This is a genomic window from Mycobacterium sp. RTGN6 (assembly GCF_033804605.1).
Classification (GTDB): Bacteria; Actinomycetota; Actinomycetes; order Mycobacteriales; family Mycobacteriaceae; genus Mycobacterium.
In genome coordinates, this window is sequence record NZ_JAPZKZ010000004.1 from 329,746 (window position 1) to 354,615 (window position 24,870).

18 protein-coding genes are annotated in these 24,870 nt (G+C 67.6%); 16 read left to right on the forward strand and 2 right to left on the reverse strand.

All coding sequences use genetic code 11. The annotated features are described in order from the left end of the window. Positions 1-123: 123 nt before the first annotated feature. The 6 genes from SLQ33_RS12490 (at position 124) to SLQ33_RS12515 (ending at position 5,943) form a co-directional block, all read left to right on the forward strand. Positions 124-1,263, forward strand: coding sequence for a MoxR family ATPase (locus SLQ33_RS12490; protein ID WP_319454146.1), 1,140 nt, complete (start codon positions 124-126; stop codon positions 1,261-1,263). Then, positions 1,260-2,201: a DUF58 domain-containing protein gene (locus SLQ33_RS12495; protein WP_319454147.1), complete on the forward strand. Its 942-nt coding sequence runs from the start codon at positions 1,260-1,262 to the stop codon at positions 2,199-2,201. Before SLQ33_RS12490 ends, SLQ33_RS12495 begins: the two co-directional genes overlap by 4 nt. 47 nt (positions 2,202-2,248) lie before the next feature. Further along, positions 2,249-3,256: a VWA domain-containing protein gene (locus tag SLQ33_RS12500; RefSeq protein WP_319454148.1), complete on the forward strand. Its 1,008-nt coding sequence runs from the start codon at positions 2,249-2,251 to the stop codon at positions 3,254-3,256. Between the two features lie 83 nt (positions 3,257-3,339). Next, entirely contained in the window at positions 3,340-4,056 is a 717-nt protein-coding gene (gene fabG1 / locus SLQ33_RS12505) for a 3-oxoacyl-ACP reductase FabG1 (RefSeq protein ID WP_319454149.1), read from the forward strand. A 12-nt stretch (positions 4,057-4,068) separates the two neighbouring features. After that, entirely contained in the window at positions 4,069-4,878 is an 810-nt protein-coding gene (gene inhA / locus SLQ33_RS12510; protein ID WP_319454150.1) for an NADH-dependent enoyl-ACP reductase InhA, read from the forward strand. A gap of 3 nt (positions 4,879-4,881) precedes the next feature. Continuing rightward, positions 4,882-5,943, forward strand: coding sequence for a ferrochelatase (locus tag SLQ33_RS12515; protein ID WP_319454151.1), 1,062 nt, complete (start codon positions 4,882-4,884; stop codon positions 5,941-5,943). On the opposite strand, the gene SLQ33_RS12520 is transcribed toward SLQ33_RS12515, so the two are convergent. After that, entirely contained in the window at positions 5,909-6,757 is an 849-nt protein-coding gene (locus tag SLQ33_RS12520) for a hypothetical protein (protein WP_319454152.1), read from the reverse strand. The two genes, SLQ33_RS12515 and SLQ33_RS12520, sit on opposite strands and share 35 nt — an antisense overlap. Positions 6,758-6,816: 59 nt before the next feature. Between SLQ33_RS12520 and SLQ33_RS12525 the strand changes: the two genes are divergently transcribed. Genes SLQ33_RS12525 through SLQ33_RS12535 form a run of 3 tightly spaced genes read left to right on the forward strand, consistent with a single transcriptional unit; the run spans position 6,817 to position 8,888 of the window. Continuing rightward, on the forward strand, positions 6,817-7,251 hold the full coding sequence (locus SLQ33_RS12525; RefSeq protein ID WP_319454153.1) for an NfeD family protein: 435 nt from the start codon (positions 6,817-6,819) through the stop codon (positions 7,249-7,251). 36 nt (positions 7,252-7,287) lie between these two features. Then, positions 7,288-8,511: an SPFH domain-containing protein gene (locus tag SLQ33_RS12530; protein WP_319454154.1), complete on the forward strand. Its 1,224-nt coding sequence runs from the start codon at positions 7,288-7,290 to the stop codon at positions 8,509-8,511. Continuing rightward, on the forward strand, positions 8,508-8,888 hold the full coding sequence (locus SLQ33_RS12535; RefSeq protein WP_319454155.1) for a DoxX family protein: 381 nt from the start codon (positions 8,508-8,510) through the stop codon (positions 8,886-8,888). Before SLQ33_RS12530 ends, SLQ33_RS12535 begins: the two co-directional genes overlap by 4 nt. Here the strand turns inward: SLQ33_RS12535 and SLQ33_RS12540 are convergent. Continuing rightward, positions 8,825-9,589, reverse strand: a complete 765-nt coding sequence (locus SLQ33_RS12540; RefSeq protein WP_319454156.1) for a TVP38/TMEM64 family protein — start codon at positions 9,587-9,589, stop codon at positions 8,825-8,827. The genes SLQ33_RS12535 and SLQ33_RS12540 overlap by 64 nt on opposite strands. Positions 9,590-9,727: 138 nt before the next feature. On the opposite strand from SLQ33_RS12540, the gene mutA reads away from it, so the two are divergent. The 7 genes from mutA (at position 9,728) to SLQ33_RS12575 (ending at position 24,868) form a co-directional block, all read left to right on the forward strand. Further along, on the forward strand, positions 9,728-11,596 hold the full coding sequence (gene mutA, locus SLQ33_RS12545) for a methylmalonyl-CoA mutase small subunit (RefSeq protein ID WP_319454157.1): 1,869 nt from the start codon (positions 9,728-9,730) through the stop codon (positions 11,594-11,596). 1 nt (position 11,597) lies between these two features. After that, positions 11,598-13,847 carry a methylmalonyl-CoA mutase gene (gene scpA, locus SLQ33_RS12550; RefSeq protein ID WP_319454158.1) on the forward strand — a complete coding sequence of 750 codons (2,250 nt, stop codon included), beginning with the start codon at positions 11,598-11,600 and terminating at the stop codon, positions 13,845-13,847. Between the two features lie 57 nt (positions 13,848-13,904). Next, complete coding sequence (gene meaB / locus SLQ33_RS12555; RefSeq protein WP_319454159.1) at positions 13,905-14,885, forward strand: methylmalonyl Co-A mutase-associated GTPase MeaB; 981 nt, start codon at positions 13,905-13,907, stop codon at positions 14,883-14,885. A 59-nt stretch (positions 14,886-14,944) separates the two neighbouring features. Beyond that, positions 14,945-16,213, forward strand: coding sequence for a serine hydrolase domain-containing protein (locus tag SLQ33_RS12560; protein WP_319454160.1), 1,269 nt, complete (start codon positions 14,945-14,947; stop codon positions 16,211-16,213). Between the two features lie 292 nt (positions 16,214-16,505). Next, on the forward strand, positions 16,506-16,769 hold the full coding sequence (locus tag SLQ33_RS12565) for a hypothetical protein (protein ID WP_319454161.1): 264 nt from the start codon (positions 16,506-16,508) through the stop codon (positions 16,767-16,769). A gap of 228 nt (positions 16,770-16,997) precedes the next feature. Next, positions 16,998-23,291 carry a sulfolipid-1 biosynthesis phthioceranic/hydroxyphthioceranic acid synthase gene (gene pks2 / locus SLQ33_RS12570; protein ID WP_319454162.1) on the forward strand — a complete coding sequence of 2,098 codons (6,294 nt, stop codon included), beginning with the start codon at positions 16,998-17,000 and terminating at the stop codon, positions 23,289-23,291. Positions 23,292-23,350: 59 nt separating this feature from the next. Continuing rightward, positions 23,351-24,868, forward strand: coding sequence for a condensation domain-containing protein (locus SLQ33_RS12575; protein ID WP_319454163.1), 1,518 nt, complete (start codon positions 23,351-23,353; stop codon positions 24,866-24,868). The last annotated feature ends 2 nt before the right edge of the window (positions 24,869-24,870 follow it).

The following is a 24,870-nucleotide window of genomic DNA, read 5'->3' on the forward strand; positions in this document are numbered from 1 at the left end:
GACGTCGACGGATTCCGAACTGCCTGGAATAGTTGACGAAGGGTGTCGAGCCGCAGGCTCGGCCGCCCGTTTGACCAGCAGTGGAGAAGTGATCCGCTGAAAACCAGTGTGGGAGGAAACTGAATGACGTCACCGAGTGGGCCGCCGCAGGGCACCGGAGGCTATCCCGGCCCGGGCCCGGCGCAGGGTTTTCCTCCCGGCCCCCCGCAGTCCGCGCCGACCGGCGGGGGCCTGCAGAGCGAGGTGCACACTCTGGAGCGCGCGATCTTCGAGGTCAAGCGCATCATCGTCGGCCAGGACCTGCTCGTCGAGCGGATGCTCGTTGGCCTGCTGGCCAAGGGACACGTGCTGCTTGAAGGCGTCCCCGGCGTCGCCAAGACGCTGGCAGTGGAGACCTTCGCCAAGGTCGTCGGTGGCACGTTCGCCCGCATCCAGTTCACGCCCGACCTGGTGCCTACTGACATCGTCGGTACCCGCATCTACCGGGTCGGCAAGGAGGAGTTCGACACCGAGATCGGCCCCGTGATGGTCAACTTCCTGCTCGCCGACGAGATCAACCGCGCGCCCGCCAAGGTGCAGTCCGCGCTGCTCGAGGTCATGGCCGAGCGCAAGGTGTCGATCGGCGGCAAGACGTTCCCGCTGCCTAGCCCGTTCCTGGTCATGGCCACCCAGAACCCGATCGAGCAGGAGGGCGTCTACCAGCTGCCAGAAGCGCAACGCGACCGCTTCCTGTTCAAGCTCAACGTCGACTACCCCACGCCCGAGGAAGAGCGCGAGATCATCTACCGGATGGGTGTCACCCCGCCCACCCCGAAGCAGATCCTCGCCACCGCCGATCTGCTTCGTCTGCAGGACGTCGCGTCGAACATCTTCGTGCACCATGCGTTGGTCGACTACGTCGTTCGCGTCGTGACCGCGACGCGTGAGCCCGAGAAGTTCGGCATGCCCGACGCCAAGTCGTGGATCGCGTACGGCGCCTCGCCGCGCGCCTCGCTGGGCATCATCGCCGCCTCGCGTGCGCTGGCGCTCATTCGCGGGCGCGACTACGTGATCCCGCAGGACGTGGTCGAGGTCATCCCCGACGTGCTCCGCCACCGTCTGGTGCTCACCTACGATGCGTTGGCCGACGAGATCACCGCGGAGACGGTGGTCAGCCGGATTCTGCAGACCGTTGCCCTGCCGCAGGTGAATGCCATTGCGCAGCAAGGCCATTCGGTCCCGCCTGCGATGCCCGCCGCGGCGGCTGCGGCTAGCGGTCGGTGACCGACTCGCCAAAGCGGACGGTCGATCTGCCGTCCCTGCAGCGCGGGGAGATTCGCGACCCCGCGCTCTCGGCGGCCCTGCGCAAGCTCGAGCTGACGGTGCGCCGCAAGCTCGACGGCGTCTTGCACGGTGATCATCAGGGGCTGATTCCCGGGCCGGGCTCCGAGCCGGGGGAGTCACGCGTCTACCAGCCCGGCGACGACGTGCGTCGCATGGACTGGTCGGTGACCGCCCGCACCACGCATCCGCACGTGCGGCAGATGATCGCCGACCGGGAGCTAGAGACCTGGCTGGTGGTCGACATGTCGGCCAGCCTCGACTTCGGCACCACTGGCTGCGAGAAGCGTGACCTGGCCGTGGCGGCCGTCGCGGCGATCACGTTCCTCAACAGCGGGGGCGGCAACCGGATCGGCGCCATCATTGCCAACGGTGACTCCGTGCGGCGCGTCCCGGCGCTGTCGGGCCGCATGCACGAGCAGGAGATGCTGCGCACGATCGCCACGATGCCCAAGGCGCCGATAGGCGTACGTGGCGACCTGGCCGCCGCCATCGATGCGTTGCGTAGGCCCGAGCGGCGGCGCGGCATGGCGGTGATCATCAGCGACTTCCTCGGCCCGATCAACTGGATGCGCCCACTTCGGGCGATCGCCGGGCGGCACGAGGTGCTCGGCATCGAGATCATCGATCCCCGTGACGTCGAACTGCCCGACGTCGGCGACGTCATCCTGCAGGACACCGAGACGGGGAAGACGCGCGAGTTCACCGTCGACGCTCAGCTGCAATCCGACTTCGCCAGGGCCGCTGCAGGCCACCGCGCCGAAGTGGCGCGCACGCTGCGCCGTTGTGACGCACCCCTGCTGACCCTGCGCACCGACAGGGACTGGATCGCCGACGTGGTGAAGTTCGTGGCCAGCCGCCGTCGCGGGGCCTTGCGATGAGCGCCGGACCGAACTGAAACCGACGAGACTGAAATGACAAGCTGCACATGACTTTACCGCTGTTGGGGCCGATGTCCCTGTCGGGTTTCAAGTATCCGTGGTTCCTGCTGTTCCTGTTCGTGGTGCTCGCACTGGTCGGCCTGTACGTCATCGTGCAGACGGCCCGCCACAAGCGCATCCTGCGCTTCGCCAACATGGAGCTGCTGGAGAGCGTTGCGCCGAAGCGGCCCAACCGCTGGCGTCATCTGCCGGCCATCCTGCTGGTGTCGGCACTGACGTTGTTCACCGTGGCCATGGCGGGGCCCACGCACGACGTGCGCATTCCGCGAAACCGCGCGGTGGTGATGCTCGTGATCGACGTTTCGCAGTCGATGCGAGCCACCGACGTGTCGCCGAGCCGGCTGGTCGCGGCGCAGGAGGCAGCCAAGCAGTTCGCCGAGCAGTTGACTCCCGGAATCAACCTCGGTCTCATCGCCTATGCGGGCACGGCCACCGTGCTGGTGCAGCCGACCACCAACCGGGACGCCAGCAAGGCGGCCATCGACAAGCTGCAACTGGCCGACCGCACCGCGACCGGTGAGGGCATCTTCACAGCGCTGCAGGCGATCGCCACCGTGGGGGCCGTCATCGGGGGCGGCGACGAGCCACCTCCGGCGCGCATCGTGCTGATGTCGGACGGCAAGGAAACGGTGCCGTCGAACCCGGACAACCCGAAGGGCGCCTACACCGCCGCGCGCACGGCAAAGGATCAGGGTGTCCCGATCTCCACCGTCTCGTTCGGCACGCCGTACGGAACCGTCGACATCAACGACCAGAAGCAGCCCGTCCCCGTCGACGACGAAATGCTGAAGCAGATCGCCAAACTGTCGGGCGGTGACGCCTACACGGCGTCGAGCCTCGAACAGCTCAAAGAGGTCTTCACCTCGCTGCAGGAACAGATCGGCTACGAGACGATCCCCGGTGATGCGAGCGTCGGCTGGTTGCGGCTCGGCTCGCTCGTGCTGGCGTTGGCCGCGCTGGCGGCCCTGCTGATCAACCGGCGCCTGCCCGGCTAGCTGACACATACCCGGGTCGCTGCGCTCCTGCCCACCGAATGCCGATTTCGGCCCGGCGCGGCCGAGACGATAGGTTGGCGGGCATGCCTGAGTTCGTTTCGCGCTCCGTCCTCGTCACGGGCGGCAACCGTGGCATCGGCCTCGCGATCGCCCAGCGGCTCGCGGCCGACGGGCACAAGGTCGCCGTCACGCACCGCGGATCGGGCGCGCCAGAGGGGCTTTTCGGCGTCGAGTGCGACGTCACCGACAACGAGGCCGTCGATCGCGCGTTCACGGAGGTCGAGGAGCACCAGGGTGCGGTGGAAGTGCTGGTGTCCAATGCCGGCATCTCCGCGGACGCGTTCCTGATCCGGATGACCGAGGAGAGGTTCGAGAAGGTCATCGACGCCAACCTCACCGGGGCGTTCCGGGTGGCCCAGCGGGCGTCGCGCAGCATGCAGCGCAGGCGGTTCGGCCGGATCATCTTCGTGGGTTCGGTCTCCGGCAGTTGGGGCATCGGCAACCAGGCCAACTACGCGGCCTCCAAGGCCGGCCTGATTGGCATGGCCCGCTCGATCTCCCGAGAGCTGTCCAAGGCCGGGGTCACCGCGAACGTGGTGGCGCCCGGCTACATCGACACCGAGATGACCCGCGCACTGGACGATCGGATTCAGGCGGGGGCGCTTGAGTTCATCCCGGCGAAGCGGGTCGGCACCGCCGAGGAGGTCGCCGGCGCGGTCAGCTTCCTGGCGTCCGAGGATGCGAGCTACATCGCGGGTGCGGTGATCCCTGTCGATGGCGGCATGGGCATGGGCCACTAGAAAGGACAACACATGGCAGGGCTTCTCGAGGGCAAGCGGATTCTCGTCACGGGCATCATCACCGACGCCTCGATTGCATTTCACATCGCCAAGGTGGCGCAGGAGTCGGGTGCTGAGCTGGTGCTGACCGGCTTCGACCGGCTGCGGCTGATCCAGCGCATCGCCGACCGGTTGCCGAAGCCGGCACCGCTGCTCGAACTCGACGTGCAGAACTCCGAGCACCTCGACACGCTCGCCGACCGAATCACCGACGTCATCGGCGAGGGCAACAAGATCGACGGCGTCGTGCACTCCATCGGCTTCATGCCGCAGACCGGCATGGGCATCAACCCGTTCTTCGACGCGCCGTACGAAGACGTCTCCAAGGGCATCCACATCTCGGCCTACTCCTACGCGTCGTTGGCGAAGGCTGCGCTGCCGGTGATGAATTCCGGCGGCTCGATCGTCGGAATGGACTTCGACCCCACGCGCGCGATGCCGGCCTACAACTGGATGACGGTCGCCAAGAGCGCACTCGAGTCGGTGAACCGGTTCGTCGCGCGTGAGGCCGGCCAGTTCGGTGTGCGGTCGAATCTCGTTGCCGCAGGCCCGATCCGCACGCTGGCGATGAGCGCCATCGTCGGTGGTGCGCTCGGTGCAGAGGCAGGCGACCAGATGCGTCTGCTCGAGGAGGGCTGGGATCAGCGCGCACCCGTCGGCTGGAACATGAAGGACCCGACACCGGTTGCGAAGACGGTGTGCGCCTTGCTTTCCGACTGGTTGCCCGCGACCACCGGCACCATCGTCTACGCCGACGGCGGCGCGCACACGCAGCTGCTCTAGCAAATGGACTTCGATGCCGTCCTGCTGCTGTCCTTCGGTGGCCCGGAGGGCCCGGAGCAGGTGCGGCCGTTCCTGGAGAACGTCACCAGGGGGCGCAACGTTCCGCCGGAGCGGCTCGACGACGTGGCGCAGCACTACCTGCACTTCGGCGGGGTCTCACCGATCAACGGCCTCAACCGCGCCCTGATCGAACAGATCCGACTCGAACTCGATCGACGCGGTCGCCCACTCCCGATCTACTTCGGCAACCGCAACTGGGCTCCCTACGTCGGTGACACGGTGGCCCAGATGCGCGATGACGGCATCCGGCGCGCCGCGGTGTTCGCGACCTCGGCATGGGGCGGCTACTCGAGCTGCGGCCAGTACCTCGAAGACATCGCGGGGGCGCGGGCGGCGGTCGGGGCGAACGCACCGGAACTCGTCAAACTCCGCCAGTTCTTCGACCATCCGCTGTTCGTGGAGATGTTCGCCGACGGCATCGCCGCTGCCGCCGCGACGCTGCCGGAGGACCAACGCGGCGACGCCCGATTGGTGTTCACCGCACACTCGATCCCGCTGGCCGCCGACGAACGATGCGGTCCGCGGCTCTACAGCAGACAAGTGGCGTACGCGTCCCGGCTCGTCGCGGCGGCCGCCGGCTACCAGACCTACGACCAGGTGTGGCAGTCGCGCTCCGGGCCGCCCCACGTTCCGTGGCTGGAACCAGATGTGGGCGAGCATCTTTCGGCACTAGCGAAGGCGGGGGCCAAGGCGGTGATCGTCTGTCCCATCGGGTTCGTCGCCGACCACATCGAGGTGGTGTGGGACCTGGACAACGAACTGAAGGAGCAGGCCGACGCCGAGGGTGTCGTGCTGGCCCGCGCGGCCACCCCCAATGCGGACCCACGCTTCGCCGAGTTGGTCGCCGGGCTCATCGACGAGCTCAGCGACGGAACGCCCGCCGCCCGAGTCGTCGGATCAGACCCGGTGCCCGGCTACGGGCTCAGCGTGAACGGGGCGCCGTGCTCGCCCGACTGCTGCGGTGTGGAGCTCAACCCCGCCACGCCGAATGCAGGATTGCGCTGACGGCGGCCAGCCGTGCTGAACGCACCACGCCCGCCAGCGGCCGCAATGCGTCGTTGGCCATCTGTAGCTCCGAGGACGACTGCAATCCGATCGGCATCAGGCCGGCACTGACGGTGATGATCGCGTCGACGTGCGCGGCGTTCTCCAACACGCGCATGGCCCGCTCGGGCGCGTGGTCGGGTGCGCGGTGCAGCCGGGTGGTCTCGAGGATTTGCTCGACCATGCCGCGGGGATCGGCGACGTCGGCGCCACCTGCCCCGGCGCGCAGCGTGCCCAGCGCGTCGGCGGCCGACCGGACGGCCGCGCGCAGGTCGTACTCCGCCTGCCCGAGGTCGAGGTGCTGCTCGACGGGCGCTTGGCTCAGGGAGTAGACCGTCCACGACAGCGCGCGGGGTTCGGGGTCGTAGTCGGGGTCGTCGTCATCGTCGTAGACGAAGTCGGGAACGAGGCCGACTCCGTCCGCCCCGTCGCGCGCCACGATGATCGCCTCACCCGCCGTCACCGCGTCGGCCTGAAACTGGGTACCCGCTGCGAGGCCGCGGATGTCCCCGGGAATCGGCAGCGCCACCGCGATGACGGGCCCGCCGGACGACGGCCCGGCCGCCGTGCGCATCGTCTGCAGCAGCGAGACCGCGCCTGCGTCGGTCAGGTCGGGCCACGGCAGCCCGGTGCCCAGCGCGGCCACGGAATCGTAGGCCGTGACGGAATGCCTTGGCGCCCAGAGTGATAGCGCGTCAAGGACGTCATCCGGCGCAGCTGCGCCTGCGAGCCAAGCGTTGGCCCACACCGATAGCGAAACACTCGAGCACCACATGATGCTCGCAGTGTAGTTGTTGAGGGCTGGGCTGGCCCGCTTCGCGCTAAGGTGTGCTCATGACGTGGGTCCCACTGATCTGGCTCGTCGTGGCGCTCGCCCTTGCGGGCGCCGAAGTGCTGACCGGCGACCTGTTCTTGCTGATGATCAGTGGCGGCGCGTTGGCAGCCGCCGGGTCCAGCCTGGTGTTCGACGAACTCTGGATCGACGGTGTCGTGTTTGCCGTCGTATCGATGCTCCTTCTGGTGCTGGTGCGACCCGCCCTGCGACGCAGGTTCGCCGCGGGTACCGGGCTGTTGGAGCGCGCCAAGGAGCTCGAAGGGAAGAGCGCTCTGGTGCTGGACACGGTGTCGCGGCACGAGGGCCAGGTGAAACTTGACGGTGAGGTATGGACGGCGCGCCCCCTCAACGACAACGATGTGTTCGAATCGGGCGATCACGTCACCGTCATGCGGATCGACGGCGCGACAGCGATCGTCTTCAGGGGTGTCTGACCGAGTTTTATTGGTGTCTTAGTGGGAGGACCGTCAATGGATGCAGGTACCGTCGTCGTCTTGATCTTCGTGGCAGCGCTAGTGCTGTTCGCGATCATCGTGGTGGCCAAGTCGGTGGCGCTGATACCGCAGGCTGAGGCCGCGGTCATCGAACGTCTGGGCCGCTACAGCAAGACCGTCTCCGGGCAGTTGACCCTACTGTTGCCCTTCATCGACAAGATCCGCGCCAGGGTCGACCTGCGCGAGCGGGTCGTGTCGTTCCCGCCGCAGCCCGTGATCACCGAGGACAACCTGACGGTCAACATCGACACGGTCGTCTACTTCCAGGTGACCAATCCGCAGGCGGCCGTCTACCAGATCAGCAACTACATCGTTGGTGTCGAGCAGCTCACCACCACGACGCTGCGCAACGTCGTCGGCGGCATGACGCTGGAGCAGACCCTGACGTCGCGCGACCAGATCAATGGGCAGCTGCGCGGCGTGCTCGACGAAGCGACCGGACGCTGGGGCCTGCGCGTCGCCCGCGTCGAACTCCGCAGCATCGACCCGCCGCCGTCCATCCAGGAGTCGATGGAAAAGCAGATGAAGGCAGAGCGCGAGAAGCGCGCCATGATCCTGACCGCCGAGGGCACCCGGGAAGCGTCGATCAAACAGGCCGAGGGCCAGAAGCAGTCGCAGATTCTGGCCGCCGAGGGCGCCAAGCAGGCGGCGGTGCTGGCCGCCGAGGCCGACCGGCAGTCCCGCATGCTGCGCGCCCAGGGTGAGCGGGCGGCCCAATACCTGGTCGCCCAAGGCCAGGCCAAGGCCATCGAGAAGACGTTCGCGGCCATCAAGGCCGGACGTCCGACCCCGGAGATGCTGGCGTACCAGTACCTGCAGACGTTGCCGCTGATGGCCAAGGGCGAGGCCAACAAGGTGTGGCTGGTGCCAAGCGACTTCGGCGCCGCGCTGCAAGGCTTCACCAAGATGCTTGGCGCGCCCGGCGACGACGGCGTGTTCCGGTACACCCCGTCGCCGATCGATACCGAACTGCCGAAGCCCGAGGACGACACCGCCGAGGTGGCCGCCTGGTTCGACACTCAGACCGACCCCGAGATCGCCCGGGCAGTCGCCAAGGCCGAGGCCGAGGCACGCAGTTCCGTGTCGGGGACGCCCATCGATCCGCCGCCTCAGTACCCGCCGCTGTCCCAGCAGACGCAGCCGGTTGGTGAATACGGTCAGCAGCCCCCACCGCCCAGGCACGGTGCCCCGGGTCAGTGAGCGCGCTGACGTCGACGCGGACCTACGCGCTGCTCGCAGCGGGGCAGGCCAGTGACGCTGTCATCACGGCCATTCCGGTGCGGACGGTCGCCAGGTGTCTCGACGACGTCGGATACCCGAAGCAGAAGCGATGGATCCTGGCAGCGGTCAAGGCCGCGTCGGTGGCTGGACTGCTATCCGCGTCGCGGTCACCTGCCCTTGCCCGGCTGACGACTCTCATGCTCACCGTGTACTTCGCGCTCGCCGTGGGCGCTCACGTCCGGGCGCGGGACTTCGGGCGCAATGCCGCGGCGGCCGCCACCTTGTTGGCCGTCTACGGCGCGATGACGGTGAAGGGCCCGTCGGTTAGGTCGTCGGACGGCTCGTCGTCGATCTGACGCTGCCGGTGGTGGCGCCGATGCGTCCGAATCTCGTAGGCCAGCCCGGCGATGCCGACGGACGCGGTACACACCGACACCAGGAACAGCAACGGGTTGACGTTGCCGGTGAGCGCGTCTCCGAGAATGACGATGGCAGCGGTGCCTGGCAGCAAGCCGGCGAAGGTGGCCAGCGTGTACGGCACCACCCGGACGGCCGATGAGCCGGCCGCGTAGTTGAGCACCGAGAACGGGACGGCGGGGATCATCCGCATCGATAGCACCGTCGGCCAGCCGCGTTCGGCGAGCCGGACATTGAGCGAGTCGACCCGCGGATGCTTGACCAGTCGGTCCAGGTGCCACCCCGCCGCACGCACCAGCAGCAGTGCGACGACCGCGCTGATCGTGCTGGCGACGACGGCCAGCGACACCCCGAGCAGCGGGCCGAAGAGCAGCCCGGCCGCAAGCGTGAACGCGGTTCGCGGGAACGGGAAGATCGTCACCACCACGTGGGCGACGAAGAAGGCCAGCGGAAACCACGGCCCGACCGACGTGGCCCAGTCCCGGAGCTGCACCGCGGTGGGCAAAGGCACCAGCAACGCAACTGCGACGAGAATCACAATCGCCACGGCGATGGCCGCGATCTTGCGGCGCGGCACCTGGGCTGCCGTCGTGACGACGGCCGCACGTAGTGCGCGCAACGTGCTGACGACGGGCTTCACGTCTACCAAGGGTACGTGTGACGCTTCGATACCTCCTGTCATTGCGGTCGTGCGTCGCCCGCCCACCGGCTCAGGCGGTGACGGCAATCATTTAGCCTGATGGCCGGGTGGTTGTGTCACAAGCTGCGACAACAGGAGATGCCGGTGTCTGAACAGGGGTCCAGTTCCAGGCTCAGCGTCGCTGAGTCTGATCGCGAGCAGTGGCGCGCCGCCGTCGCAGGCGTGCTGGCCAAGAGCAGCCGCAAGGACCCCGCGGACCTCGGCGCCCAACCGGAGCAACTGCTCGACTCGGCGACGTATGAGGGCTTTCCGATCCGCCCGCTGTACACGATCCTGGACAGCCAACCAGAACCTCCGCTGCCCGGCCGCTGGCCGTTCGTCCGCGGTGGGGACGCGTTGCGCGACGTCAAGTCGGGCTGGAAGGTCGCGGAGTCCTTTCCCGTGCCCGGGCAGGAGTCGGCAGGCGACGGCAACGGCACCGTCCTGGCCGCGCTCACCGAGGGGACGAGCGCGCTGGTACTGCGCGTCGGCGCCGACGGCGTCGACGCGGCTGACCTCGACCGGCTCTTGGAAGGCGTGTTCCTCGAACTCGTTCCGGTCGTCCTCGACGCGGGCGCAGACTACGTCGCGGCCGCCGAGGGGGTCTTGGCCCTGGTCACCGACTTCGACGACGAACGGCGTGCCCGGCTGTCCGTGGACTTGGGCGCCGACCCGTTGACGGCGGCCCTTGTCGGACGGTCGGCTCCGTCGATCGACGACGTGGTCGATGTCGTCGGCAAGGCGGTTGGATACGACGGCGGAGTACGGGCCATCACCGTCGACGGTCCCACCTTTCACGGGCTGGGCGCGAGCGCGTCGTGGGAGCTGGCGAGCGCCGTCGCCGTGGGAGTGAGCTACCTGCGTCTGCTCGTGGAGCGCGGAGTTTCGGCGTCGGATGCACTGAGCCAGCTCAGTTTCCGCTTCGCCGCCGACGACGACCAGTTCATGGCGATCGCGAAGTTCAGGGCGGCGCGACAGCTGTGGGCGAGGGTCGCCGAGGTGGCCGGTGCACCCGACTCGGGCGCGGCCACCATCCATGCCGTCACCTCGCTGCCCATGATGGCGCAGCGTGATCCGTGGGTGAACATGCTGCGCACCACGCTTGCGGCGTTCGCCGCAGGGGTTGGCGGCGCCGACACGGTGCTGGTGCAGACCTTCGACGCCGCCATTGCTGGTGGATTGCCCGGTACCGCACCGAGTTTCACCCGCCGAATGGCCCGCAACACCCAGCTGCTGCTGTTGGAGGAATCCCACATCGGCCGGGTGCTCGATCCCGGCGGAGGTTCGTGGTTCGTCGAGGAACTCACCCGCGCTCTTGCCGAACAGGCGTGGGAGCACTTCCGCGACATCGAGTCCAAGGGCGGCTTCGTCGACGCAGCCGACTACGTCGTCTCGCAGATCGCCGAGGTGCGAACGCGGCGGACCGACGACATCGCTCACCGGCGTACCGCCCTTACCGGCGTCAACGAATATCCGAACCTGTCCGAAGCCCCACTACCGCAGCCTGATTCGTCCGAAGCCGGGTACCGGTACGCCGCCGCGTTCGAGGCGCTGCGGGACCGGTCGGATGCCTACCTTGCGGCCAACGGAGCCCGGCCCAAGGCCCTGCTGTTACCGCTGGGGCCGCTCGCAGAACACAACGTGCGGACCACCTTCGCCGCCAACCTGCTCGCATCCGGTGGCATAGAGACGGTCAATCCCGGCACGCTCGACGCGGCCGGGGTGGCCGACGCGGTGACCGCGGCCGGTGACCCCGTCGTCGCGGTGATCTGCGGAACCGACGCCCGATACGGAACCGACGTCGCGGATGTGGTGGAAGCCGCTCGCGCAGGTGGAGTTTCACACGTCTACCTGGCTGGGCCGGAGAAGGCCGTCGCCGACGCGGCAACCAAACCGGACGATTACCTGACCGCCAAGATCGATGCGATCGACGCGTTGTCGAACCTGCTCACCCGATTGGGGGCCTGAGATGACTGCCACTACCGGGATCGGAAGCTTCGCCGACGTACCGCTTCACGGTGAGCGCACTGGCGAACTGTCCACCGATGCAGCCGTGGGGGAATACGTCGCCGCCGCGGCCGCCGCCCACGGATACACCGCCGAACAACTGGATTGGGCGACCCCCGAGGGGATCGACGTCAAGCCGGTGTACATCGCCGCCGACCGGGACGCCGCGGTCGACGCGGGCTATCCGTTGGACAGCTTTCCCGGCGCCCCACCATTCGTCCGCGGGCCCTACCCGACGATGTATGTGAACCAGCCGTGGACGATCCGTCAGTACGCGGGCTTCTCGACGGCCGCCGAGTCCAACGCGTTCTACCGACGAAATCTGGCCGCGGGTCAGAAGGGCCTCTCGGTGGCGTTCGACCTCGCCACGCACCGCGGTTACGACTCCGATCATCCGCGCGTGGCAGGCGACGTCGGCATGGCAGGCGTGGCCATTGACTCGATCCTCGACATGCGCCAATTGTTCGACGGCATCGACCTTTCCAGCGTCTCGGTGTCGATGACGATGAACGGCGCGGTGCTGCCGATCCTTGCGCTGTACGTGGTGGCCGCAGAGGAGCAGGGGGTGCCGCCGGAGAAGCTCGCGGGGACCATCCAGAACGACATCCTCAAGGAGTTCATGGTCCGCAACACCTACATCTATCCGCCGAAGCCGTCGATGCGGATCATCTCCGACATCTTCGGCTACACCAGCACGAAGATGCCGAAGTTCAACTCCATCTCGATCTCCGGCTATCACATCCAAGAGGCCGGAGCCACTGCGGATCTCGAACTCGCCTACACGCTGGCCGACGGCGTCGAGTACATCAAGGCGGGGCTGGCCGCGGGCCTGGACATCGACAAGTTCGCGCCACGGTTGTCGTTCTTCTGGGGCATCGGCATGAACTTCTTCATGGAGGTCGCCAAACTGCGGGCTGGCCGGCTGTTGTGGAGTGAGCTGGTCGCGCGGTTCGACCCCAAGACCGACAAGTCGCTGTCATTGCGCACGCATTCGCAGACGTCGGGTTGGTCGCTGACCGCGCAGGACCCGTTCAACAACGTCGCACGCACGTGTATCGAGGCGATGGCTGCCACTCAGGGCCACACGCAGTCGTTGCATACGAACGCCCTCGACGAGGCGCTGGCGCTGCCCACCGACTTCTCGGCGCGCATCGCCCGCAACACGCAGCTGGTGCTGCAGCAGGAGTCCGGCACCACCCGGCCGATAGACCCTTGGGGCGGTTCGTATTACGTCGAGTGGCTGACCCACCAGCTCGCCGAGAAGGTGCGCGCCCACTTCCGCGAGGTCGACGAGCATGGCGGTATGGCGCAGGCGATCGACGATGGCATCCCGAAGTTGCGCATCGAGGAGGCCGCCGCACGGACCCAGGCGCGCATCGACTCCGGGCAGCAGACCGTGATCGGCGTCAACAAGTATCAGGTCGACGAGGACCAGGAGATCGAGGTCCTCAAGGTCGAGAACAGCCGCGTACGCGCCGAACAGCTCGACAAGCTCGCTCGGCTGCGCGCCGACCGCGACGAGGCCGCGACACAGGCGGCGCTGGCCGAACTATCCCGAGCGGCAGCGGAATCGGGCCCGGCAGGCCAGGACGGCCTTGGGAACAACCTGATGGCGCTGGCCATCGCCGCTGCCCGTGCGAAGGCCACCGTCGGCGAGATCTCCGATGCCCTGGAGAAGGTCTACGGACGCCACCAGGCCGAGATTCGCACGATCGCGGGCGTCTACCGGGATGAGGTGGGGATGGTCAGCAACGTAAGCGCTGCAACGGAACTGGTTGGTAAGTTCGCCGAGGCGGATGGCCGCAGGCCGCGCATCCTGGTGGCCAAGATGGGCCAGGACGGTCACGATCGTGGCCAGAAGGTCATCGCGACGGCATTCGCCGACATCGGGTTCGACGTCGACGTCGGGTCGCTGTTCTCCACCCCGGACGAGGTCGCTCGCCAAGCCGCCGACAACGACGTCCACGTGGTGGGAGTGTCGTCGCTCGCCGCGGGCCACCTGACCCTGGTGCCTGCGCTGCGCGACGCGCTCGCCGAGGTGGGCAGGGCCGACATCATGATCGTCGTCGGTGGGGTGATTCCGCCGGGTGACTTCGACGAGCTCTACGAAGCAGGCGCCACGGCCATCTTCCCGCCAGGCACCGTCATCGCCGATGCAGCCATCGGCCTGCTGGAGAAGCTGGCCGAGCGGTTGGGTTATGACCTCCCGTAGATGGTTTCGGCGCTGGGGGTCCCCCCGCTTGCGGGGGAGAGCGGAGCGACCGGGGATATGACTCGCGACGCCGAGGACCTCGCACGGACCGTCCGAAGCGGCGACCGTTCCGCGCTCGCGCGCGCGATAACGCTTGTCGAGTCCACTCGCCCGGACCATCGCGAAGAGGCGCAGCGGCTGCTGCTGGAACTGATGCCAGACGCAGGGAAGGCGCTGCACGTCGGCATCACCGGCGTTCCCGGCGTCGGCAAGTCCACGACGATCGAAGCGCTCGGCATGTACCTCATCGATCAAGGTCACCGGGTCGCGGTGCTCGCCGTCGATCCCTCGTCGACGCGCACCGGCGGTTCGATACTCGGCGACAAGACCAGGATGGCGCGGCTTGCGGTTCACCCCGACGCCTACATCCGACCGTCGCCCACCTCGGGCACGCTGGGCGGAGTCGCGAAGGCCACCCGCGAGACCATTGTTTTGCTGGAAGCCGCGGGTTTCGACCTCATCCTGGTCGAAACGGTGGGTGTCGGACAGTCCGAGGTGACGGTTGCCAACATGGTCGACACGTTCGTCTTCTTGACCCTGGCGCGCACCGGTGACCAGCTCCAAGGCATCAAGAAGGGTGTGCTCGAACTCGCCGATATCGTGGTGGTCAACAAGGCGGATGGCGCACACGCGGTCGAGGCCAAGGCGGCGGCGCGCGAGCTGGCGGGTGCCATCCGGCTCATCTATCCGCGTGAAACACTCTGGCGTCCACCGGTACTCACGATGAGTGCGCTCCACGGCGACGGGCTCGCCGAGCTCTGGCAGACCGTGTGCAAGCACCGCGACGTACTCGTCGATGCGGGTGAGTTCGACGCGAGACGTCGAGCGCAACAGGTCGATTGGACGTGGACGATGGTGCGCGACACGGTGCTCGACCGCGTGCTCACTCACCCCGAGGTCCGGCGGATCCGCGCCGACGTGGAGCGTCGCGTGCTCGAGGGTGAGTTGACTCCCGCGCTTGCTGCGCAGGAGCTGCTCGATGCCGCGGCCGTGTCGTGACCTAACAGATCGGTAACTGCCGTCAATATTTGCCGGGGGAACGGGTAGATTGTCTAACTGTGAGCCCTGCAAAAGGCCGGGAGCGCAGCGTCGCGCTCCCGCACGGTGTCAACGGCGATGCCGACCCGAACTTCTCCTGCGCCGTGCGCGCATTCTCCGAACTCTTTCCCTGGCGCCGATTCGGCGGGGGAGCACTCGCGGTCTATCTGGACGGCAGGCCCGTCGTCGACGTGTGGACGGGGTGGGCCGACCGCCGCGGCACGAAGCAGTGGACCGCGGACACCGGAACCGTGGTGTTCTCCGCCACGAAGGGCATGGCGTCCACCGTCATCCACCGACTCGCCGACCGCGGCGAGCTCGACTACGACGCGCCGGTCGCCGAGTACTGGCGTGCCTTCGCTGCCAACGGGAAGGCGTCGGTCACCGTTCGTGAACTCATGCAGCACCGGGCTGGCCTCGCGCACCTGAACGGCACCACCAAGGCCGATCTGATGGACCACCTCCTGATGGAGGAGCGCATGGCCGCCGCGCCGATGGGGCTGTTCAAGGGGCTGCCCGCCTACCACGCGCTGACCTATGGATGGCTGATGTCCGGTCTGGCCCGCGCCGTCACTGGGCGCGGCATGCGCGAGCTGTTCCGAACCGAGTTGGCCGCGCCGCTGAACACCGACGGCTTCCACCTCGGCAGGCCGCCGACGGCCGCGCCGACCCAACCCGCACAGATCATCGGGCCCCAGTCGCGGCTCCAGAACCCGATCTTCAACCTGGTCGCACCGCGGCTCGCCGGCCTGCCGTACTCGGGCGGCTTCGGGTCGTTGTACTTCCCAGGCATGAAGTCCACGGTCCAGGGCGACCTCCCGCTGCTCGACACCGAACTCCCTGCGGCCAACGGCGTCGCCACCGCGCGGGCGCTGGCCCGGATGTACGGCGCCATCGCCAACGGCGGCACCATCGACGGCACACGCTTCCTGTCCCCGGAACTGGTCGTCCAACTCACCGGTCGGCGCAGCCTTCACCCGGACGGCAGCATCCTGATGCCGATGTCGTTCAACCTCGGCTACCACTCGCTGCCGCTCGGCGGCGTCCTGCCGGGGTTCGGCCACGTCGGCCTGGGAGGCTCGCTCGGGTGGGCGGATCCGGCCAGCGGGCTGGCGTTCGGTTTCGTGCACAACCGCCTGCTGACACCGTTCGTGGTGGCCGATCAGGCCGGGTTCGTGGCGACGGCCGCGCTCATCCGTCGGGGAGCGGCGCTGGCTCGCAAGCACGGATTCGCGGCGGTCACCGAACACGGTGCGCCGTACGCGGACGCGACCTCCGAGGCCGTGTGACGCCGTTGTGGCGGGTGTCCGACGAATTGGCAGAATCTGTGGACAACATTGGTTGTCTGTTTAATCCCTTGTGGCACAGATGATTTCGGCGCTGCGGCGCATTTGGCCCGGCGGTGACGCCGGCGTAGCGCCGCGATGGCGTGTGTGTTGCCAGCACCACGAGATTTGACGCCATCGTTATCGGGACCACGATTGCCGTGACTGGCCGACCCCCCGTCGATTTGACAGCCGATGGCGGGCGACACTCTGGGGTCGGGAGCAATCGAACGGCTAATACATACCATTACCCTAATTGACGCTACCTGTAGCTTCCCGTGAATTGCACGTTTTCCGGCAAACCATCGATGCGCCGATATTGAGTGTTGACACGTCGATTGTCGAGCAATTTTCGATCGAGATCGACGCGCTCGACAATTTGCTGAGTTCTCATGCGGCGAAAACATGGCGTTGCAATCTTAGCGTCGCTACAAATGAATCGACGCGGATGAAAGTAAAATATTACCAGGTCAGCCACATTTTTGACGTAGGGAAGACGCGTCAACCATTCCCGGTGTAATCTTCCGCCGGAGAATCATCGGGATGAATGAGCAAGATTTCATTTGCTCACTCATCGACGGCTAACGAAGATGCTCCGCTTGCGGTAATGGGCTTCTACTGATAAGGGCGAATTTCTCAGGGAAAGGAGGCGCAGGGCCGATATGCGGCAAATGCGAATTTGACGCTTTCTGCACTCCTACCCGGGTCGGAACTCCTGAGTACGCATGTGGAAGAAGGTTGGATTTACGTGGCAGAGACAGCGGTCCCCCCAGTCGCCGTGATCGGCATCGGATGCCGGCTGCCCGGCGGCATCGACTCGCCGGCGGGCGTTTGGGAGGCGTTGATGCGCGGCCAGAACACCGTCACCAAGGTGCCGCTGGACCGTTGGGACGCCGAGGAGTACTTCGACCCGGAGCCGGGGGTGCCGGGACGTTCGGTCTCCAAGTGGGGCGCGTTCCTGGAAGACATCGCCGGTTTCGACGCCGAGTTCTTCGGCATCAGCGAGCGCGAGGCGACGGCGATCGACCCGCAACACCGCCTCCTACTGGAAACATCTTGGGAAGCAATCGAACACGCCGGGATCGACCCCTCAATCATCGCCAAGTCCCTGACCGGCGTCTTCATGGGCATGACCCACGCCGACTACCAGCTGCTGGCCGCGGATGCCAACGCAATCGAGGGTCCCTACGGCTTCACGGGCAACAACTTCAGCCTGGCTTCCGGCCGCATCGCCTACCACCTCGGCATACATGGCCCGGCCTTCACCGTCGACTCAGCCTGCTCGTCAAGCCTTCTCGCCGTGCACATGGCCTGCCGCAGCCTCTACGACGGCGAGAGTGACCTCGCACTGGCCGGCGGCGTCTCGATCATGCTGGAACCTCGAAAGATGTCCTCGGGTTCGGCGCAGGGGATGCTCTCGCCGACCGGGGCATGCCACGCATTCGACGTGAACGCCGACGGCTTCGCAGGCGGAGAAGGCTCGGCCGTCCTGCTTCTGAAGCGTTTGAGCGACGCCAAGGCGGACGGCGACCGCGTGCTGGCGGTCATCCGAGGAACGGCCGCCAACCAGGACGGTCACACCGTGAACATCGCCGTGCCGTCGCGTACCGCGCAGGTCAGCGTGTACCGGGCGGCATTGGCGTCGGCAGGCGTCGACCCCACCACCGTCGGCATGGTCGAGGCCCACGGCACCGGAACACCCGTCGGCGATCCGATCGAATTCGCCAGCCTGGCCGAGGTCTACGGGACGGCTGGACCGTGCGCGTTGGGCTCGGCGAAGACCAACTTCGGGCACGGTCAGTCGGCGTCAGGGGCGATCGGACTGGTGAAGGCCATCCTTGCGCTGCATCACGCGACCGTGCCGCGGAATCTGCACTTCACCGCGCTGCCGGAGGAGTTGGCGCGCATCGAGTCGCAGCTGTTCGTGCCGGAACAAACCACCGCGTGGCCCACCAACGGTCGCCATCCGCGGCGCGCCGCGGTCTCCTCCTACGGGCTCTCGGGCACCAACGTGCACGCCATCCTCGAGGCGGCACCGGTGGATCCACCGCTAGGCAGGCACGCTCGCTCCGAGCAGGCCGGGACGGCCGATGGGCCAAAGCTGTTCCCGCTGTCCGCCACGTCCGTTACGGAGTTGCGCCGCGCCGCCGGTCGGCTGGCCGACTGGGTGGACAGCCGTCCGGAGGTCGACGACCCCGCCACGGAAATGACGGATCTCGCCTACACACTCGCGCGTCGCCGGGCGCATCGACCCGTACGCCACGTCGTACTGGCGCACGGTCGCGACGACCTCGTCACCGCATTGCGCGAGTTCGCCTCCGACGATGGCCCGTGGGAGCCTGCCGTCGCCGACGGCGAGCGTGGCCCGGTCTGGGTGTTCTCCGGGCAGGGCTCGCAGTGGGCCGCCATGGGCGCGGGCCTGTTGGAGACCGAAACCGTATTCGCCAGGACGGTCGCGGAGCTCGAACCGCTGATCCTCGCGGAATCCGGATTCTCCGTGACCGAGGCGATGTCAAGCGAGCAGGTGGTAACCGGAATCGACCGGGTGCAACCCACGATCTTCGCCGTTCAGGTCGCATTGGCCGCCACGATGACGGCCAAGGGTGTCGCGCCGGGCGCGGTCATCGGTCATTCGATGGGCGAGGTGGCGGCAGCGGTCGTCGCCGAGGCGCTTTCGCTTGCCGACGGCGTCAAGGTGATCTGCCGGCGCTCGAGACTGATGGCGACCGTCGCCGGTTCCGGGGCGATGGCCTCGGTCGAACTACCTGCACAGCAGGTGCTTTCGGAGTTGGCGGCGCTCGGGGTGAACGACGTCGTGCTCTCGGTCGTGGCCTCGCCGCAGTCCGCGGTCGTGGGTGGGGCCAAGGAGTCGGTCCGGGCGCTGGTCGCCGAGTGGGAAGCGCGCGGTGTGATGGCGCGCGAGGTGGCAGTGGACGTCGCGTCCCATTCGCCACAGGTCGATCCGATCCTCGACGAGCTGGTGGATGTGCTCGAGGACATCTCACCGATGGAACCAACGGTGCCGTACTACTCGGCAACTCTGTACGACCCGCGCGATCCTGCGGACTTCGACGCGTACTACTGGGCGGACAACCTGCGCCACGCGGTCCGGTTCGCCGCTGCCGTCCAGGCAGCCCTGGAAGACGGCTTCCGGGTGTTCGGAGAACTCGCGCCGCATCCCTTGCTCACCCATGCGGTCGACCAGAACGCGCGCAGCGTCGACATCCGGTTGGCGGCCCTGGCCAGCACGAGGCGGGAGCAGCAGCTGCCGCACGGGCTTAGCGAGTTCCTGGCCGGGTTGCATGAGGCAGGTGCGTCGATCGATCGTGCCGTGCTTTGGCCGGCCGGCGCACTCGTGGATGCGCCCTTGCCCTCGTTCACCCATGCGCAGCTGATGCTCACCCGTGACGAGCAGTCGCACAACGCGTCGACGGTGGCCGTCCATCCGCTGTTGGGTGCGCACGTGCGGCTGCCCGAAACGCCCGAACGTCACGTCTGGCAATCGGATGTCGGGGTCGCGGTGCAGCCGTGGCTCGACGACCACCGGGTACACGACGTGGCCGCGTTACCGGGTGCCGCCTTCTGCGAGATCGCACTGGCTGCCGCGCGGGAGGTCATCGGCGAGGCGTCGGCGGTGCGGGACGTCACGTTCGAGCAGATGCTCCTACTCGAAGACCACACGCCGTTGAGCGCCGTCGCATCGGTTTCTCCTTCGGGCGTCGTCGACTTCGTCGTCAGTACCTACCTCGAAGAGCAGGAGGTCAGGCGGGCCACTGCGGTGCTGCAGAGTGTCGAAGACGGCGTGGAGCCGGCGAAGTACGACGTCGCCGCGCTGCTCGAATCGCACCCGACCCTGGTCGACGGGCAGGAACTGCGCGCCTTCTACTCGGCTCGCGGCATCGGATACGGCGCTGCCTTTGGCGGTCTGACGGCTGCCCACACTGGTTCGGGCGGCTCCGTCCTCGCCGAGGTGGCGCTGCCGGGGTCGATCCGGTCGCAGCAGGGCGCCTTCAGCGCGCATCCGGCGCTTCTCGACGCATGCTTCCAGGCGGTCGGTGCACACCCCGACCTGTACTCCGACGACAGCGGCGCGTTGATGCTGCCGCTCGGGGTTCGCGAACTGCGCGCCTATGCGTCCACCCGCAATGCGCACTACGCCTTCGCCCGGTTGACCAGTGCACATCACGGCGCGGTCGAGGCTGACATCGACGTGCTCGACGACCAGGGCGCCGTGCTGCTATCGGTGGCGGGGCTGCGGCTGGGCACCGGCGTATCGGAGCAGGGCGAGCGGGACCGGCGCCTCAACGATCGATTGCTCACCATCGACTGGCGCAGGCAGAACTCGCCCGTGGCCACCATCGCGCCGGGCAACTGGTTGGTGATCGCCGCCGGCGACGCCCCCGACATGCTCGCCACGAAGCTGACCGACGCGCTCAAGGCGGGAGAGTCCGACGTCACCGCGATGACGTGGGCCGGGGACGACCTTGGGGCCAGCGCCGCGCTACTTCGCGAGACGCTCACCGCTCACCCCTTCGCGGGTGTTGTGGTGGTCGGGGAACCGCGGCACCCGGACGGCGATCCCGTCGGCCGGGGTGCCGACCACGTCCGCCAGCTGGTCCGCATCGCCCGGGTGCTGCCCGAGATTCCCGGACAGCCACCGCGGTTGTACGTGCTCACCAGGGATGCGCAGACTGTGCTCTCGGGTGAGGTGCCCAACCTGGCTCAGGGTGGCTTACGCGGGCTGATGCGGGTCGTCGGCATGGAGTGCCCGTCGCTGCGGCCCACGCAGGTCGACGTGGACGACGCGACGGACGTGGAACTGGTTGCCGCCCAGCTGCTCTCGAACTCGAACGAAGACGAGACCGCCTGGCGGGACGGTCAACACTACGTGGCCCGGCTCAACGTCAGCCCGCTGCAGGCCGAGGAACGCCACACGACGGTGGTGCACCCGGAGCGGGACGGGATGCGTCTGCAGATCCGCACGCCAGGAGACCTGCAGTCCGCAGAACTCGTTGCGTACGAGCGCATCCCACCCGGACCAGGTCAGATCGAGGTCGCCGTGTCGGCGTCGAACCTCAACTTCGCCGACGTGTTGATCGCCTACGGACGCTATCCCTCCTTCGAGGGCAGGCTGCCCGAGCTCGGGGCCGACTTCGCGGGCGTGGTGACGGCGGTGGGTGCCGGAGTGACCGATCACCTGATCGGTGACCGTGTCGCGGGGATCTCGGCGACGGGAGCCTGGTGCAGCTACGTCACCTGTGATGTGAACCTCGCGGTGCCCATCCCGACCGAGTTGCCGGACGCGGTCGCCGCAGCGGTTCCGAGCGCTCACGCCACCGCGTGGTACTCGCTGCATCACCTGGCCAGGATCCGCGCGGGTGACAAGGTGCTCATTCACTCCGCCACCGGCGGTGTTGGTCAGGCCGCGCTCGCGATCGCGCGTGCCGCCGGGGCCGAGATCTACGCCACGGCGGGAAGTCCCGAGCGCCGGAACATGTTGCTGGACATGGGCGTCAAGGGTGTCTACGACTCGCGCACAATCGACTTCGCCGACCAGATCAGGGCGGACACCGACGGCTACGGCGTCGACGTGGTGCTCAACTCGCTGCCGGGAGCGGCGCAACGCGCCGGTGTCGAGCTGTTGACGTTCGGCGGGCGATTCATCGAAATCGGCAAGCGCGACATCTACGGCGACACCAAGATGGGCCTCTTCCCGTTCCGGCGGAACCTGTCCTTCCACGCCGTCGACCTTGCGCTGCTCGCGTTGGTCGAACCCGACACCCTGCGGGCCATGCTCGAGGTCATCTATCAGCAGATCGCGGATGGCGTGTTGCCCGCACCGCAGACAACCCGCTACCCGCTGGCCAATGGCGCCAACGCGATCCGGGCGATGGCCGCCGCCGAACACACCGGCAAGTTGGTGCTCGACGTACCGCGTGCGGGTCAGTACGCCGCCGTGGTGCCTGCCGACCGGGCACTGGTGTTCCGCGCCGACGGCGCGTACGTGGTCACCGGGGGACTGGGCGGTCTCGGGCTGTTCCTGGCGGAGAAGATGGCCGCGTCCGGGTGCGGGCGCATCGTGCTGAACGGCCGCTCGGCGCCGAGCCGCGAGACGTTGCGCGTCATCGAGCGCATCCGGCGGGCCGGTACCGAGGTGGAAGTCGAGCTCGGGGACGTATCGCAAGCGGCGACGGCCGGCCGGCTGGTCGCGGCGGCGAATGCAACGGGCAAGCCGTTGCGCGGTGTGCTTCACGCGGCCGCGGTCATCGAAGACGCGACCCTTGCGAACATCACCGACGAGCTCCTCGAACGCGACTGGGCACCGAAGGTGTTGGGGGCGTGGCACCTTCACGAAGCCACGGCCACGGCGCCACTGGACTGGTTCTGTGCCTTCTCGTCGGCTGCTGCGATGGTCGGGTCGCCAGGGCAGGGTGCGTACGCGGCAGCCAATAGCTGGCTGGACTCGTTCGCGCGCTGGAGGCGGGCCAACGGGTTGCCGGGCCAGGTGGTGGCGTGGGGTGCGTGGGCGCAGATCGGCGCGGGCCAGGCGATGGCCGCGGACAATGGGATGGCCATCGACCCGGAGGACGGCGCTCACGCGTTCGACACCTTGATCCGACACACCCGGGTCTACAGCGGTTACGCCCCGCTCGCGGGCAACGCATGGCTCACCGCGTTCGCCCAGAGCAGTCCGTTCGCGGAAGCGTTCGCATCGCTCGGCCAAGACCGCTCCGGGTCGAGTGAGTTCCTCGACGAGCTGAGCCAGATGTCCCGCGAGGAGTGGCCTGCACGCTTGCGGCGCTTGATCTCCGAGGAGATGAGCCTGATCCTGCGGAGGTCGGTCGACGCGGACAAGCCGCTGTCGGAATACGGCCTCGACTCACTGGGGACGCTGGAGCTCCGGACGCGGCTCGAGTCCGCGACCGGAGTGCGGATCGGTTCGACGGACGTCACCACGGTGCGCGCTCTGGCCGAACACCTCAGCGAGACGATCGCGGGCGAGCTCAACGATGACAGTGCCGTTGCGGCGGTGGCGTCGTGACGAATCAACCAGCGCCGATGGCGTCGCTCGACCAGCTACTGCGAGTGAGGGAGCGCTAGATGGTTGCGATCAAGGCGATTCACGACTGGACGGGCGCTTCGGGTGAGCTGGTGTCGTGGCACCCCTCGCCCAAGAGTCGCGCGAAGGTGGGCACTGCCCCCGTCAGCGACGTTCCCGCCAGTTACCAACAGGCCCAGCATATTCGGGGCTATTTGTCGCATCAGTCGGAGGGCACCGACATGGCGCGGCTCAACATCCCCGCATGGGACATGCCTGGTCGGTGTGACGTTCGCGCGATGACGTACGTCGTCAACGCGTACTTGCGCAGGCATGACACCTACCACAGCTGGTTCGAGTTGACGGACACGGACGACATCGTGCGGCATACCGTCTCCGATCCAAGGGACATCGCCTTCGTGCCAACGCGTCACGGAGAAGTGTCGGCGACGCAGTGGCGCGAGCACGTGCTGGCCACGCCGAATCCACTGACGTGGGACTGCTTCTCGTTCGGCATCATCCAGCGTGCGGATCACTTCACGTTCTACATCAGCATCGATCACGTGCACACCGACGCCATGTTCATGGGCTTGGTGTTGGTGGAGATCCACATGATGTACGCAGCGCTTGCGAGCGGAGCGGCGCCGATTCCGTTGCCGAGTGCGGGCAGCTACGACGCCTTCTGCACACAGCAGCAGCAGTTTCTGAGCGCACTGACGTTGGATTCGCCGGAGGTACGGGAGTGGATCCGCTTCGCGGAGCGAAACGACGGCACGATGCCGCGCTTCGCCCTGCCGCTCGGCGATCCGTCGATACCGTGCTCAGGGGATTTGATCACGGTGCGGCTGATGGACAAGCAGCAATCGGAACGATTCGAGGCGGCGTGCACGGCAGCAGGCGCCCGGTTCATCGGCGGGGTATTCGCGTGCGCGGCACTGGCCGAGCACGCGTTCACGGGCAGTACGGCGTCACACTTCATCACCCCGACGACCACCCGTCGCACGTCGGAGGAGTTCCAGACGACGGGCTGGTTCACCGGGACGGTCCCGATCACGGTGCCCGTCGGCGCGGAATCGTTCGAGGAGTCCGCTCGGGCCGCCCAGGCTTCGTTCGACGACGGGTTGCACCTCGCACACGTTCCGTTCGACCGCGTGCTCGAGCTGGCGGCAGTCGACGAGGGGAGCAGCTGCGCCCGAGGCGGCCTTGGGCTGCGGACGCCGGACCCTGGGGTGCCGATGGTGTCCTACCTCGACGCGGGCCTGCCGCCGCTGTCCGCGAATGTCGTCGCGGAGTGGGAACGCATGAACGGCAAGGTCTACAGCGACGCGCGGCTGGCCCGTCAGATCGGGCTCTGGGTCAACCGCGGCGAGCGCGAGACCACGGTCACGGTGGGCTTCCCCGACAACCCCATCGCCCGTGAGTCGGTGGAGCGCTACGTCTCCGCGATGGCGGCGGTGTACGTGGGCGTCGCCGACGGGGCCGTTCCGGTGTCTGCCCGCGGCCACGTCTGGCACGGAGAGGCGCTGCACCGCAACACCGTCCGTGAACAGGCGCCGTTGGTGCCGGCCGCCAAGGGTTGAGC

Coding starts and splice junctions, on each gene's coding strand:
- SLQ33_RS12490 (WP_319454146.1), top strand. CDS start 124: ATGACGTCACCGAGTGGGCCGCCGCAGGGCACCGGAGGCTATCCCGGC.
- SLQ33_RS12500 (WP_319454148.1), top strand. CDS start 2,249: ATGACTTTACCGCTGTTGGGGCCGATGTCCCTGTCGGGTTTCAAGTAT.
- fabG1 (WP_319454149.1), top strand. CDS start 3,340: ATGCCTGAGTTCGTTTCGCGCTCCGTCCTCGTCACGGGCGGCAACCGT.
- inhA (WP_319454150.1), top strand. CDS start 4,069: ATGGCAGGGCTTCTCGAGGGCAAGCGGATTCTCGTCACGGGCATCATC.
- SLQ33_RS12515 (WP_319454151.1), top strand. CDS start 4,882: ATGGACTTCGATGCCGTCCTGCTGCTGTCCTTCGGTGGCCCGGAGGGC.
- SLQ33_RS12520 (WP_319454152.1), bottom strand. CDS start 6,757: ATGTGGTGCTCGAGTGTTTCGCTATCGGTGTGGGCCAACGCTTGGCTC.
- SLQ33_RS12525 (WP_319454153.1), top strand. CDS start 6,817: ATGACGTGGGTCCCACTGATCTGGCTCGTCGTGGCGCTCGCCCTTGCG.
- SLQ33_RS12530 (WP_319454154.1), top strand. CDS start 7,288: ATGGATGCAGGTACCGTCGTCGTCTTGATCTTCGTGGCAGCGCTAGTG.
- mutA (WP_319454157.1), top strand. CDS start 9,728: ATGCCGGTGTCTGAACAGGGGTCCAGTTCCAGGCTCAGCGTCGCTGAG.
- scpA (WP_319454158.1), top strand. CDS start 11,598: ATGACTGCCACTACCGGGATCGGAAGCTTCGCCGACGTACCGCTTCAC.
- meaB (WP_319454159.1), top strand. CDS start 13,905: ATGACTCGCGACGCCGAGGACCTCGCACGGACCGTCCGAAGCGGCGAC.
- SLQ33_RS12575 (WP_319454163.1), top strand. CDS start 23,351: ATGGTTGCGATCAAGGCGATTCACGACTGGACGGGCGCTTCGGGTGAG.